General features: G+C 67.7%; 13 protein-coding genes and 1 pseudogene. All 14 read right to left on the bottom strand.

Going from position 1 to position 13,232, the window contains the following annotated elements; translation table 11 throughout:
* Positions 1-578 (bottom strand): annotated as a pseudogene (gene recO, locus AX676_RS03000) (DNA repair protein RecO); the annotation flags it as partial.
* Positions 579-1,194: 616 nt separating this feature from the next.
* Complete coding sequence (locus AX676_RS02990; protein WP_082730891.1) at positions 1,195-2,100, bottom strand: GNAT family N-acetyltransferase; 906 nt, start codon at positions 2,098-2,100, stop codon at positions 1,195-1,197.
* Positions 2,097-3,053: a polysaccharide deacetylase family protein gene (locus AX676_RS02985; RefSeq protein ID WP_066477405.1), complete on the bottom strand. Its 957-nt coding sequence runs from the start codon at positions 3,051-3,053 to the stop codon at positions 2,097-2,099. The genes AX676_RS02990 and AX676_RS02985 overlap by 4 nt, the downstream gene beginning before the upstream one ends.
* Before the next feature lie 46 nt (positions 3,054-3,099).
* Positions 3,100-5,898 (bottom strand): DUF3857 domain-containing protein, encoded by a 2,799-nt coding sequence (locus AX676_RS02980; RefSeq protein ID WP_066477400.1) that lies wholly within the window; start codon positions 5,896-5,898, stop codon positions 3,100-3,102.
* An 80-nt stretch (positions 5,899-5,978) separates the two neighbouring features.
* Positions 5,979-7,913: an excinuclease ABC subunit UvrC gene (uvrC, locus tag AX676_RS02975; protein WP_066477399.1), complete on the bottom strand. Its 1,935-nt coding sequence runs from the start codon at positions 7,911-7,913 to the stop codon at positions 5,979-5,981.
* Between the two features lie 227 nt (positions 7,914-8,140).
* Positions 8,141-8,467: a hypothetical protein gene (locus tag AX676_RS02970; protein ID WP_066477397.1), complete on the bottom strand. Its 327-nt coding sequence runs from the start codon at positions 8,465-8,467 to the stop codon at positions 8,141-8,143.
* Between the two features lie 84 nt (positions 8,468-8,551).
* On the bottom strand, positions 8,552-9,109 hold the full coding sequence (locus AX676_RS02965; protein WP_066477395.1) for a F0F1 ATP synthase subunit B family protein: 558 nt from the start codon (positions 9,107-9,109) through the stop codon (positions 8,552-8,554).
* Positions 9,102-9,593: a F0F1 ATP synthase subunit B family protein gene (locus AX676_RS02960; protein ID WP_066477392.1), complete on the bottom strand. Its 492-nt coding sequence runs from the start codon at positions 9,591-9,593 to the stop codon at positions 9,102-9,104. Before AX676_RS02960 ends, AX676_RS02965 begins: the two co-directional genes overlap by 8 nt.
* Positions 9,594-9,656: 63 nt before the next feature.
* Positions 9,657-9,884, bottom strand: a complete 228-nt coding sequence (locus AX676_RS02955; protein WP_066477390.1) for a F0F1 ATP synthase subunit C — start codon at positions 9,882-9,884, stop codon at positions 9,657-9,659.
* A 61-nt stretch (positions 9,885-9,945) separates the two neighbouring features.
* The gene (locus AX676_RS02950) at positions 9,946-10,737 is read right to left on the bottom strand and encodes a F0F1 ATP synthase subunit A (RefSeq protein WP_066477388.1); all 792 of its coding nucleotides are present in this window, start codon (positions 10,735-10,737) and stop codon (positions 9,946-9,948) included.
* Positions 10,738-10,783: 46 nt separating this feature from the next.
* Positions 10,784-11,101, bottom strand: a complete 318-nt coding sequence (locus AX676_RS02945) for an AtpZ/AtpI family protein (protein WP_066477387.1) — start codon at positions 11,099-11,101, stop codon at positions 10,784-10,786.
* A gap of 206 nt (positions 11,102-11,307) precedes the next feature.
* Complete coding sequence (locus AX676_RS02940; RefSeq protein WP_066477385.1) at positions 11,308-11,691, bottom strand: YdbL family protein; 384 nt, start codon at positions 11,689-11,691, stop codon at positions 11,308-11,310.
* The gene (locus AX676_RS17005; protein ID WP_231726224.1) at positions 11,691-11,858 is read right to left on the bottom strand and encodes a YnbE family lipoprotein; all 168 of its coding nucleotides are present in this window, start codon (positions 11,856-11,858) and stop codon (positions 11,691-11,693) included. The genes AX676_RS02940 and AX676_RS17005 overlap by 1 nt, the downstream gene beginning before the upstream one ends.
* 61 nt (positions 11,859-11,919) lie before the next feature.
* The coding region (locus AX676_RS02935; protein WP_197417791.1) for an intermembrane phospholipid transport protein YdbH family protein at positions 11,920-13,232 on the bottom strand (1,313 nt) is incomplete at its 5' end.

The raw sequence follows: 13,232 nt of genomic DNA, 5'->3' as shown, positions 1-13,232 counted from the left end.
AGATGTGTATAAGAGACAGGCCAGCAGGAATGGCGGCAACGCGAACAGCCGCGCCTCATGCCCCATCGCCGCCGCCCGGCTCACCGCGCCGCCACTCTTGGGGCTGACGAACGCCAGCTCGTCGCGCACCCCCGTCGCCACGCACTGCGACAGGTCGAGGCCGAAGCCCAGCTCGGCCAGCACCAGCAGCTCATAGCGGACCAGCGCCACCGCCCAGCCCCGCGCGGCCGGCGCCGCCTCGATCGCGCCGATCACCCCGTCGAGCGCCGCATGCAGCCGCGGATAGGGCTGCCCCTCGGGCAGGGCCAGCGCGGTCAGCCCCGTCACCCATTCGAGCGCAGCGGCGGCCAGCGGCTCCTCGAACAACGGCGCGCGGCTATGCACCAGCTCGACGGTCAGCCCCGCCACTCGCCAGTAATCTCGTTCGCCGGCTGCAACACCGGCCGCAACCGCGTCGACCGTCCGCCGCGTACATAGCCGGGGAGCACCCCCGCCCCCTCGGTCATCGCCCGCACCACCGCCCCGTGCTCCCCATGCGCACGCACGGTCAGGACGATGGCGGAGGCGGACAGGTGCATGGGGACGGCTTAGCGTGGGCGCAGCGGTGAGGGAAATGTGGGGAGCGCGCGGTCTCGCCGCGCACGGCAGGGAGCTCGTTATTGACTGCTAACTGAGCGTTTGGTTTACGGCTGGATTCGGATGGTGAGAGGACGTCGCGTTTCGTCTACGAGTCCCGGACGCGCGGGTTGGAAGCTCGACCATCGCGCCAATCAACTTCCAATATCCAGTGATCCATGAAGTTTGGGCACAGCGTCCAAAATCCGCTGGCCGAATCTCCCGCTGGAACCCCCAACATTTGGATCAGCTCGGAATGTCGCCGACCACCTATGCCGATGCGAAACGTTAGGTCTAACAACATACCGCAACGCACGGTATCTGCGCGAGCATCAGGACCAGACCACGTTGCGGATGAAGCCTTCCAACGTGCCGCATCAAATTTGGTGGGCCATGTCTTCGTGTAAGGTCCGCCCGCCAGCCAAGCAAAGAACAACGCCGCAGCGAAAGCGATCAATGCTATCGAACCAAGTACTACCCACTTGCTGCCCCGGAAAGTCATCGCCACCAAGAAATCATGGAACTGATACGTTCGCAACGGAATCGTTTGCCGACCGACCGCTTCTATGACGTCACACCCTACCCCCGCCGCAGCCACCGTGCCGCGTCACCCCCCAGCACCCGCTTGCCCAGCGCCACCGCACGGTCGAAGCCAGCGATCGCGGCTACCACCCCACGGTTGGCCAAAGTCGGGCGCAGCAGTAGCAGGTCGACGCACTCCACCCCGCCGGTCGCCATCTGGCGCTTGTGCTGGCCCTCGCCCTCGGTGAAGTCGAACCGCTTGAGACCGCCCTCCGCAAACAAGTCGCGCAGCGCCGCGACCTGCAGCACCGATCCCGGCGACAGCTCGGCAAAATCGGGGTCGTGGCCCAGAAACTCGTAGATCACGTCGCCCGCGACCACCGGGCAATAGAGATAGGCCGCCGGCCGGTCATCGATATGGAGCAGCCATGCACGCACCTGTCCCGCCGCCGCGCGCGACAGCATCGACTGGCGGAACGCGGGCGTGTCGGGCAGCCCGGCGGCCAGCAGCCGCTCCTGATAGGTGCGCGCGGCGATGGCGCGGGCGAGCGGATGGAATGCAACCATCTCGTCCGGGGTCGCGTGGCGCGTCACCTTCAGCCCCCCGCCCGATCGCGCGGCGACGCGCTTTTCCTTGCGCTTGGTTGCCGATCGCGTGCTCGCCGACAGCGCCGCGAGCCACGCGTCCGCGCCGATCGTCAGATCGACGTAATAGCGCGTGTAACGCTGCCGCTCGAACGCCAGCATCCCGCCCATCAGGCCGCGCACATCTTCCGCCAGCGCCACCGGCAGCGACGTCACCAGCCAGCCCTGCGCGCCGGCGGGCAGCGGCGGGAGGATCGGCAGCCGCCCGGCAATCGCGTCGTCCAGGCTCAGCGATACGCGCACCAGCGGGCGGTGCACCGCCGCCAGCGTGCGCGCGCCGATCTGGAACTTGAGCGGCAGGCGGATCGCATCGCTCACGCCGCGCGCTCCTCGACCCAGTTGGACCACAGCTGCTCGACCCGCCGCCGCGTCGTGCGGAGCAAGTCGGGCGAAAGCGGCGCATCGTCGCGGTCCAGCCGCAATGCGGGCCGATCCGCGAAGTGCACGGTCGGCAGCGACTCCCGCCGCGCCGCCAGCATCTCGCACAGCGCGACGAAGCGGCGGACATGCACGCCATTGGCCCGCGTGCCCGCGCGATTGGCCAGCTCAAAGCCGTGGCTGACGATCGTCACCGCCGCCTGATCCTGTGCCACGGCATGGTCGAGCGCCGCCGCCATTTCGCCCGCCGACAGCGCGCAGATCTGGAAATGGCGCAGATGCCCCGGCCGGTCCTCGATCAGCGTCACCGGCACCTCGATCACACCCTGATGCGCGACCGGCGCGATGCGGCGCGGCGGCAGGCCAATCGCGCTCGGCCAAGGGTGTTCGGAACCATTATGGCTGCTGTCATAGGCAAAGCCCAATTCGGCCAGCGCCGCCAGCGTCGCGTCATTGGCCGAATAGCTGCCGGCGCGAAATGCGACCGGCACCGGCGCGCCGGCCTCGACCAGCAAATCGGCGGCGGTGGCGATCAGATCGCGCTGTTCGTCCTGGGCATAGTCGATCAGCTCGAACGACGCATGGCTCGCGCCCGCATCATCGGCGCGCGCGCCGGTCCAGTTGGGATGCAGGTGCAGCTGCACCTCCTGCCCCGCCGCCAGGATCGCGGCGATCACGCGCCGGATCGGCTCGATCCCGAACACCCGCGCCGGCATCGGATCGACGAAGAACGTCGCCTTCAGCCCATGCGCGGCCAGCTGCTCCAGCTGCCAGCCGACGCCGACCCCCGCCGGCTCCAGCGACCGCCGCGCCATCTCGTCGAGCGGCAGCCCGGCGGCATGGTGCCGCCACATCAGCTCGGTATCGACGGTCAGGAAAACGGGCGTGGCCATGCAGCCGCCCCTACCGGGCGGGCGTGAAGATTCCGTCAGCGCCGGCTTACGGCTTGACGCCCCATCGACCCATTTCCGCGTCGATACGCGGCCAGATCAGCCGTGACGCCGCCAAATCCGCCGTGCTCTGCGCCCGCTCACCCTTCAACTTCCGAACGATGCCGCGCAGATAAAGGCTGCTGGCCTGGTCGGGTGCCAATTTGAGCGCGGCGTCGAGATCCGCCAGCGCGCGATCCAGGTCGTTCATGCGCAGATGGATCAGCGCGCGGCTGTCCAGAGCGGCCGACGGGGCCCGGCCCAGCTCGATCGCACGGTTGCAATCGACCATGGCGGTGTCGAGCGAAACGTTCATCAAACCCTTCAACCAGCATCGCTCGTTCAGCAAACTGTCGCTGTTCGGGCTGGCCTCGATCGCCGCGGTCAAAGCGGCGATCGCGCCGTCGGGATCGTTCATCCGCGACAACAACTGCGCCTTGATTCGCAAGAACGCCCGACCCTCGTCGCTCGATGCACTGGCCCGGTCGCCGATCAAATCCAGCGTGTCCGATGGCGGCGCCAATTCCTCAAGCACCACCAGACGTGAAATCGCCGCGCGCGATCCGGGTTCGAGCTCCAGCGCAGCCTGAACATCGGCCAGAGCCTGTTCGTCCTGGGCCAGCGCACGATGAATATTGGCGCGCTCGAGCAGATAGTCGGTGCTGGGTTCCATTTCGATCGCGCGGTTCATGTCCGCGAGCGCGCCCGCCCAGTCGTAAATCGATGACTTGAACCATGCCCGGTGGTAATAGGGCCTGGCCTCATCGGGTGTTTCGGCGATGTCGGTGGCATAGCCGGTCAGGATCGCGTCGAAGCGCCGCGTACCCTTGGCCTCGGCAACGTGCTGCCAGCGTGGCTTTGGATCGACGACAAACGCTCGGACAGCCGCAGCTTTCACTTGCGCGACCGCATCCTTGGTTCGCCCGATCTCGGCGGCCGCGATTTCGGGTTCGAGCGTTTCGCTTTCTTCTTCGACGACCCGCCACTGTCCCTCCGCCGCGGTTTCGCGCCGCCATCGCGAGCCCGCCACCGTCACGTCGGTCGTCAGTGCGCCCTCCAAACCCGTCGATCCCGCCCCGGCCGGCAGCTTGATCCGGACGGTGGATTCGACCTTGCCGGGCGGCCCCACCACCACCGGCAGGTTTTTCCAGGCGGCTCGACCGCGGTCGGGATCGAATTTCAAAGCTTTGTCGACCAGCCCGATCGGCACCGTCCACCGATCACCCCGCTGCGACCAGTCGGAATAGGCGATCCCCTCCGCCCGCACGGTGGCGATCCCGGACGCTGCATCATAACGAATCGCGTGGCGCGTGATCGTGCCAGACTCGACGAACGGCTTGATCAACTGCTCGACGATCTTTGCCAGTTCCTCATTACCGACCTGAGATCGCGCCTGTTCCAGCTTGACCGCGATATCGCCGCGATAGCCGACCTCGATCGTAAACGGCTCGGGAAACTGGACCCCGGCGCTGTCGTCAACCTCAAAGACGACGGCCATGTCGGGCCGTACGCGGGGGCGCCCCGGCATTTCGATCAGCTCAGCCCCTTCGCCACGCAGCGGCAGGACGTGCCGGAAAAACGGGATGTCCTCGATATCCTCCAGCCGCTGGCCGCTCATCGTGCCGTCCAGCCACAGCGACTTGCCGTCGATCCGGGCGTGAACGATCACGTGGTCGAACGCACCCGCGCTCGGCAATCGACCCGGCAATCCGTCGCCCAGCCTGGAATTGACCAGCACCGGCTCCGCCTCGATCCCCAGCGCGTCGAGCATTGCGAGCAGCAGCAGCGTCTTCGCCTTGCAGTCGCCATAACGCAACGACCAGGTCTGCTCGGGTGCCTGGGGCCGGTAATTGCCGCCATCCATGCCGCGATACAGGTATCGCACCTCGTCCTGCACGACCTGCAGCGCCTTTGCCGCACGAACGCGCGGATCGGCGCTGAGCGCCCTGATCCGCGCGACCTCCTTGGCCAGCGCGCCATCGGGCGTGATCGCGGCATTCGTCTGGTAATAGGGCGCCATCAGGCGCGACAGGTCGGACCAGCTCGCAAAATCGCTCGCTTCGAGGATCGGCAGCGGCTGGAAACGCACCGGTGCATCCCCCGGAATCTCCGGCAGCTTGGCAATGGGCAGCGTGACTTCGACCTCGCGCAGCCCGCCCGTCGAGCGGGGCGGGGCAAGGGTCACGCCGTCGACATAGGTCCTGGTCGTCAGCTGGACGCTATCGTCCCACACGAGCCGCGCGCGACCGAAGCTGATCTGCAGCGGCTTGGGCAGCAACGGCAGCACGGTCTCGACATGCTTGCCGAGCACCGGGTCGGCTGACGTGATGGATGCCGCAAACCTCAGAATATCGCCGACGCGCAGCCCTTCGATCGCCAGCGTCGCGGTCAACTGGCCGTCGAGCCATTGCTGCTCGAGCCCGGGCTCACGCTTCAGCACCTGAAACTTCTGGCCCTGTTTCAACAGGTCGATCACTTCGCCGCGGCGGATGATCTCCAGCCGGTGCACGCGCAGGTCGCCCCTTTCGGGCTGCCAGTTGATCGCGAGCGTGCCGACTTCCTTCAGCATCTCGGTCGACGCGACGCGCTGCGCGCTGTCGAAATACTGCCACCGCTCGCCGGCGGACAGGCGATGCTGCTGATCGAAGATCACGAAGCGCGGCCCGGCCTGCGCCTTCGTCTCGCGCTCGGGCAATTCCGCCGCCTTCACCCATTCGGGCACGGGGGCATAGATCACCGACTCCCCCGCCCATGCCGGCCCCGCGGCCAGCACCAGCGCGGCCACGACCGCCACCCCACGCAACATCATACAACGCCCCGTTTTTTTCGACCCGATGGTCACGCTAGGGGCATCGATGAAGGACGCCAAGATGCTTTGTTACGGGTGCGTCACCGGCTGTGATAGAAATCATGCACCTGTTGCGCCACCGCCGCGCTGACGCCTGGTGCCTTCTTCAGGTCCTCCAGGCTGGCCGAACGCACGGCGCGGGCGGTGCCGAAATGCATCAGCAGCGCCTTCTTTCGCGCCGGTCCGATGCCGGGCACTTCGTCGAGCGGGCTCGCGCCGATCGCCTTGGCGCGCTTCTGGCGATGCGCGCCGATCGCGAAGCGGTGCGCTTCGTCGCGCAGCCGCTGGAGGAAGAACAGCACCGGCGAATTGACCGGCAGCTGGAACTCGCGCCCGTCCATCAGGTGAAACACCTCGCGCCCCTCGCGGCCATGATGCGGCCCCTTGGCGACGCCGACCAGGCAGACATCCTCGATGCCCAGCTCCTCCAGCACCTCGCGCACCGCATTCAGCTGCCCGCGCCCGCCGTCGATCAGCACCAGGTCGGGCCAGCCATTGCCGTCGCGATCGCCTTCGCGGTCGGGGTCCTCGTCCTGCGCGCGCTTGAACCGGCGCGACAGCATCTCGCGCATCATCGCGAAATCGTCGCCCGGCGTCGTTTCCGACCGCTTGATGTTGAACTTGCGATACTGGTTCTTCAGGAACCCCTCGGGACCCGCCACCACCATCGCGCCCAGCGCGTGCGTGCCCTGGATATGACTGTTGTCATAGATTTCGATGCGCTGCGGCGGTTCGGCCAGGTCGAACAGCTCGGCGACCTCGCGCAGCAGCTTCGCCTGCGTCGTCCCCTCCGCCAGCCGCCGGTCGAGCGCCTCCACCGCGTTGCGCGTCGCCTGGTCCATCAACCGCCGGCGTGCGCCGCGCTGCGGCACCGACAGCGCGACCTTGAACCCGGCGCGCTCGGCCATCGCCTCGGCGAGCAGCGGTGCCTCGGCCAGCTCGCGGTCGACCAGCACGTTGCGCGGCGGCGGCACCTCCTCATAAAACTGCATCAGGAACTGGGCGAGCACCTCGTCCTCCGGCACGTCCTGGGTATGCGCGGGAAAGAAGCTGCGGTGCCCCCAATTCTGGCCGCCGCGGATGAAGAAGGCCTGGATGCCCATCACGCCGCTCTTGCAAGCGAGCGCAAAGATGTCGGCGTCGCCCACCCCGTCGGCATTGATCGCCTGGCTGCCCTGGATATAGGTCAGCGCCTTCAGCCGGTCGCGCAGCACGGCGGCCAGCTCGAAATCCAGGTTTTCCGCCGCCGCCTGCATCTGCTGGCCCAGCTTTTCCTGCACCTTGGTCGACTTGCCGGCCAGGAAGTCCTTGGCATCCGCGACCAGCTCGGCATAGCCCGCCGCGTCGATGCGGTCGACGCACGGCGCCGAACAGCGGCGGATCTGATAGAGCAGGCATGGCCGGTCGCGGCTGTTGAAGAAACCGTCGGTGCAGCTGCGCAGCAGGAACAGCTTCTGGAGCGCGTTCAGCGTCTTGCGCACCTGCCCCGCCCCCGCGAACGGGCCGTAATAATTGCCCTTCGCCCGCCGCGCGCCGCGATGCAGCTGGACACGCGGAAAGTCGTGGTCGCCGCGCAACAGGATGAACGGGAACGATTTATCGTCGCGCAACAGGACGTTGTAGGGCGGGCGATACCGCTTGATCAGCTGCGCCTCGAGCAGCAGCGCCTCGGCCTCGTTGTTGGTGGTGACGATCGTCATCGACCGCGTCTGCGCGACCATGCGCTGCAGCCGCTTGGTCAGCCGGCCGACCTGGGTATAGTTGGTGACGCGGTTCTTCAGCGCCCGCGCCTTGCCGACATACAAGACGTCGCCGCGCGCATCCTGCATCCGATAGACGCCGGGCCGCACCGGCAACGTTTTCACGACGTTACGGATCGCCGCCACGCCGGCATCGAGGTCGGGCGCGTCGGAGCCACGCACAGCATAGGTCGCGGCGGTTTCGTTGAAGCGATCGGGCGAATTGGGCTGCGACATCGTCGACGTGATCTAGGCGGCGGTGCGCCCGATGGCTAGGGCGCGGAAGGGCGACCGCGACCGGAATGGCTCTCCAGGCATAGTGCGATTATGCCAGCAGTCCCGTCACGCCGGACGTGACCCGGCATCCACGCGCGCCCGCCGACGCACGGCGAAACACCCGCGCGGCTCGCGCGGCCTGGCCCCGGACCAGGCCCGGGATGACGGGCGGTCGGTCAGGAACCCGCTTACTTGATCTTGGCGAGCTCCGCCGCGATCTTCGCCAGCGTCTCGTCGGTGATCTGCCCGCCCGACATCGGCTGCAGGTCCTTCAGCGTCATCGCCTTGAACATGTCATAGGACGGGTGGCTGGTGATGCCCGGCAATCCGCCTTCCAGCGCCGCCTTGCCCGCCGGATCGGCCGCGATCGTCTCGATCGGGGTTTCCAGGCTGAGCCGCGACGCGGCCGCGGGCGTCGTCGCCGCGGCGTGCTGCGAATGGTCCATGTCCTGCGCAGCAGCAGGCAGCGCAATGGTCGACAGCGCGATCAGGGACAGGCGAAGGGCGAGGCGCATGCGAAAATCTCCGGTGCGGGCGCCGCGCGAGTCGCGGGCCCGGTTGCGCCGACACTGCCGCGCGCGCGGGCGCGCCGCAAGCGATCAGTTGACCCGGTTGAGCCCCGCGATCGTGCGGTCGACGAGCGCACGGTCGGCGTCGGCACCATGATGGTCGGCGATGATCGTCGCCGCCGCCCGTGCCGCCGCATTGGCCGCGGTTGCACGGATATCGGCGATCGCCTGGCGCTCGGCCGCCGCGATCTTGTCTTCGGCGATGCGCCCGCGCCGCGCCGCCAGCTCGGCGGCATCCGCCTTGGCGCGCGTCAGCACCGCCGCCGCTTCCGCTTCGGCATTGGCCACCATCGCGGCGGTTTCCTGCTCCACATTGGCGATCTTGCGCGCATATTCATCGCGCAGCTTCTCGGCTTCCTCGCGCAGCGTCCGCGCCTCGTCCAGCCGGTTGCGGATCGCGGCGATCTGGCCGTCCAGCATCCCGCCGATCAGGCGGGGCACGCCCTTCCACAACAGGATCGCGATGAATACCGCCATCGCCAGCGACACCCAGCCGGTGGGGTCGAGCAGCAGCGCAGTCGGCGACGCATGCGGCACTTCGGTGCCGGTCGAATGGGTGCCGGTCGAATGGGTTGCAGCTTCAGCCATGGATCACCGCCTTCACGGCGCCACGCGCCACATCCTCACTCACGGTCGCACCCGAAACGCGCGCAACGATATCGCGGGCGAGTTCGGCGGACAGCGCCTCCAGCTCGGTCGTGGCGCTCCGGGTCGCCGTGGCGATGCGCGCTTCGGCCTCGGCGATCCGCGCCTGGTGCTCGGCATCGCTCGCCTTCAGCAGCGCCTCGGTCTCCGCCGCCGCCTTGGCGCGGGCGTCGGCCATGCGCGCCTGAACCGCCTCGCGCGCGGCATTTTCCTGCGCCCGCCAGCGTTCCTCGACCGCGTCCGCCTCGCGGCGGGCGGCTTCGGCGGTGGCAAGGTCGCCGGCAATCCGGGCATCGCGGTCGTCGATCGTCGCCTGCACCTTGGTCACCATGCCCCGGCCGATCACCAGATAGGCCAGGCCAAAGGTCAGGATGAGCCAGAAGAACTGGCTGGCAAAGGTCTCAGCGATCTGGTCGATCTGCGGCATTCAGCATTTCCCGGACAAGCCGGGCCGGGATCGTCCCGGCCCGTGACGTTTCGTCGGCGCGCGTTACGCGACGAAGATCAGCAGCACCGCGACGACGAAGGCGAGCAGGCCCAGAAGCTCGGCGGCGGCGAAGCCGATGAACATGTTGCCCTGCTGGCTGGCGGCGGCCGACGGGTTGCGCAGCGCGCCTTCGAGGAAGGCGGCGAACACGTTGCCCACGCCCACCGCGGCGAGGCCCGCGCCAATCGCGGCGAGACCGGCACCCAGCAGCTTGATCGAATCAGCGTCCATTATAAACTCCTTGCGAAAAACCGTTGAAAGAAAAGCGAAAACTCGAAATCGTGGCGCGCGATCAATGATGATCGTGCAGATGCTCGGCATCGTTGATGTACAGCGACGTCAGCAGCGCGAAGACATAGGCCTGGACGCCCGCGACCAGCACTTCCAGCGCCGATACGCCGACCATCAGCGCAAAGCTGGGGATGCCGACGATCAGGCCGGTACCCGCGCCGGTATTGGCCGCGTTGACGATGAAATAGGCCAGCACCTTGAGCAAGATGTGCCCCGCGGTCATTGCCACGAACAACCGCAGCGCCAGGCTGAACGGGCGCACCATGAACGACACGAACTCGATCGGCGCGACCAGGACGAGCACGGGCAGCGGCGTGCCCTTGGGCGCGAACAGGCTGAAGAAGCGCAGGCCATGACGGGCAAAGCCGACGATCAGCACGATCGAGAAGCTCAGGATCGCCAGCACGCCGGTGACGGTGAAATGGCTGGTGAAGGTGAAGGGATGCACCCCGAACAGCCCCAGCGGCAGCAGGCCGAGCAGGTTGGCGAACAGGATGAACATGAACAGCGTGAAGACATAGGGCAGGTACTTCTTGCCCGCATGCCCGATATTGGCGCTCAGCAGATTGTGGATGAAGCCGGTGAAGCCCTCCACCATCATCTGCCAGCGGCCCGGCACGACTTCGCGCTTCATGCCGCCCAGCATGAACACCCACAGGACGATCAGCGCCGCGACCATGAACGCCGCGCTGTTGGTGAACGCGATCTGCTGGCCGAACAGCTCGAACGCCCCGCCAAATTCCGGCTCGATCCGGAACTGCGACATCGGATCGATCTTGCCTGCTTCTGCCACTTCGCCGGTCTTCCCTTGGGCCTCTGCCCGATATGACGACCGCGGGTTACTCCGGCGGCCGGCTCGAAATCCGAATGATGTTCCTGAACGCGACGACGACCCCCAGGGCCAGCATCACGAGCAGCGCCCAGGGGCTGGTGCCGGCGAACTGGTCGATTACCCAACCGATCACCGCGCCACCGACCATCCCCCCGATCAGCTCGGCCAGCACGCGATTGCCCATGCGGTATTGCCCGCCCTCGGCCTCGCGCGCCGCCCCTGTCCTGACCGCCTCTTCGGTTCGTGCCCGCGCCAGGCGCTCGTCGAGCGCCCGCAGGCGGGCATCCTCCTCAAGGGGTTCCGGTCCGGGTTCGTTCTCCGCCATGCCTTCCTCCTGATCGTCCGGGAAACGCGAGCGACAGGGTAAAGAATGCCGGTCGGCGAACCCGCCAAGGCAGGCGCCGTTTAGGAATGCCGGGCGATCGAGTCAACCATCCCTGGGGAGGCGGCGGACGACCTGCCCCAAAGGCTAGTGAACCCAACGGCGCGGTCAAGGGGCGCGCGCGACCCTGTCGCCGCGCCCCCGCGCGCTCACACACAGCGTGCGTCACGCACCGGCGCGCCGGCGCCCCGCGTCTGCCAGCTGCCATCCGGCGCGCGATATTTCTCGCCCGGCGCCGTCTGCGCGATCAGGTTGCACCCGGAAACGAACGCCACCTGCTCGACGGTCGCGCCCTGCTGGGTCGCCAGCCGGGTATAGGCGGCCTTGCGCTTGATGTTGATGTCCTGGACGAGCGCGCGGACATCGGCGGACGCGGTGCCGACGATGCCCAGATAGCCGTCCTCCTGCTCGCCGACCAAGCCCTGGCTGCGCGCCGCCTGATAGGCCGGGTCGCGCTGCGCCAGCGCGGTGCCGGCCGTCGCCATCGCCGCCATCATGCCCGCGGCCAGGATTATCTTCAGTCGCTTGGTCATCAGAATATTCCTTGGTTCTGCTGGATCAGCGACTTCGCGTCGCCATCCAGTCGATACACCACGTCCTGCGTGATCTTGATGTTCAGGTTGATGACGATCGGCTTGTCCGGCGCATTCACCGTCACGCATCCCCCCGCCAGCAGCCCCGTCGCCAACAGGGCCGTCACAGCGCCGACCCGTGGCGTCCTGCGCCAGCCTGCGCCTATTTCCCCTGTCCATCTCATCACGTCACTGGCTCCTTTCTGGCATGGCGTCGCTTTCGCGGGGCTGAACGTCGCGCGGCACGTCCGGCACCGCATTCTGCTGCCGCTCGATCAGCTGCGGCAGGTTGCGCTCGACCAGCCGGCTCGGGTCGTAGAGCGACTGTACCGAATCGAGCAACTGGCGGAAGGGTGCGGTCACCCGCACGTTGAACACCAGCGGCAGCCGCGCCAGCCGCCGCGTCAGGAAGTTCGATTTCGTCCCCTCGCCCTGGCTGACCCCGGCAAAGCTGATCTCGGTCACCATCTCGCCCGCCAGCGGCCCGTTGAGGTCGAGCGTCAGCCGCTGATAGCGAATCGACTTGAGCGACTGGAACGCGAAATTGCCCCAGGTGCCCAGGTCTTCCTCCGACAGCTCGCCGACATAGGCGATGCTGCCGCCGCCCTCGCGCACGATCAGCCGGCCATTCTCGATCCGCCCGCCACTGGCGTCGAACACCATCGGCAGCTCGCCGTCGAACACGCCGGTCGCGTTGAGGTTCTTGAAATCGAACTGCTGGAGGAATCCGGCCGCGTTCACGCCGACGACGCGGAACGTCATCCGCCGGGGCAGCGCGGTCGAAAAATCGAGCACGGTCGGCTCGAGCACCAGCTCGCCGCCCGCAAACGGCCAGCGCCCGCCGTCGATCGCGACCCGCTGGCCCGACAACAGGCGATAGGTGACCTGTCCCCCGGTCACCGCGATGCCGGGATTGACCTGTGCCAGCGCCACGGTCTGGCCGGGCGCGGTCTCGAGCGCGAGCAGGTCGGTGAAGCGCAATTCGCCGCTCAGCCCCGTCACCGGGCCGAATGCCGCCGCCAGGTTAAGGTCGCGCGTCGCGAACACGCCGTCGCTGTCCACCCCGTCGGGCGACCAGCGGATGCGGCCGCGGCCGGTCACGACCCCCTCGACATCGGCGACGACGCCCAGCGCCAGCCGGGTCAGCGCGGCGGGCTGCAGGCCGTCGGTCGCAAAACGCACCCCCGGCACGTCGATCGCGGCATCGCCCGTGCCGGTGGCCAGGTCGTGGCGGATCGCCACATCGGCCACCTCGATCCCGGTCACGGGGCCGCTCAGCGTGCCCGTCGCCTCGATCCGGTTGCCCGCCATTGTCAGCGCGAAGTCGCGCGTCGCCACCGTTTCGAAGCGTCGCGCGTCGGTCGCGTCGTCGATCCGCATCGCGCCGGTCACATCCAGCCTGCCGCCCGCAAAGCGCCAGTCGCCCGCGGCCTGCGACATCGCCAGCGGCACCGCAGCGATCTGGCCCGTCCCGCCCGCGAAGCGTCCGGCTGCCCCGCCCC

This window comes from Sphingomonas sp. CCH21-G11 (assembly GCF_001555965.1).
Taxonomy (GTDB): domain Bacteria; phylum Pseudomonadota; class Alphaproteobacteria; order Sphingomonadales; family Sphingomonadaceae; genus Sphingomonas.
Note: the sequence above shows the minus strand (reverse complement) of the source record. Positions and strands in the feature narration are given on the sequence as shown.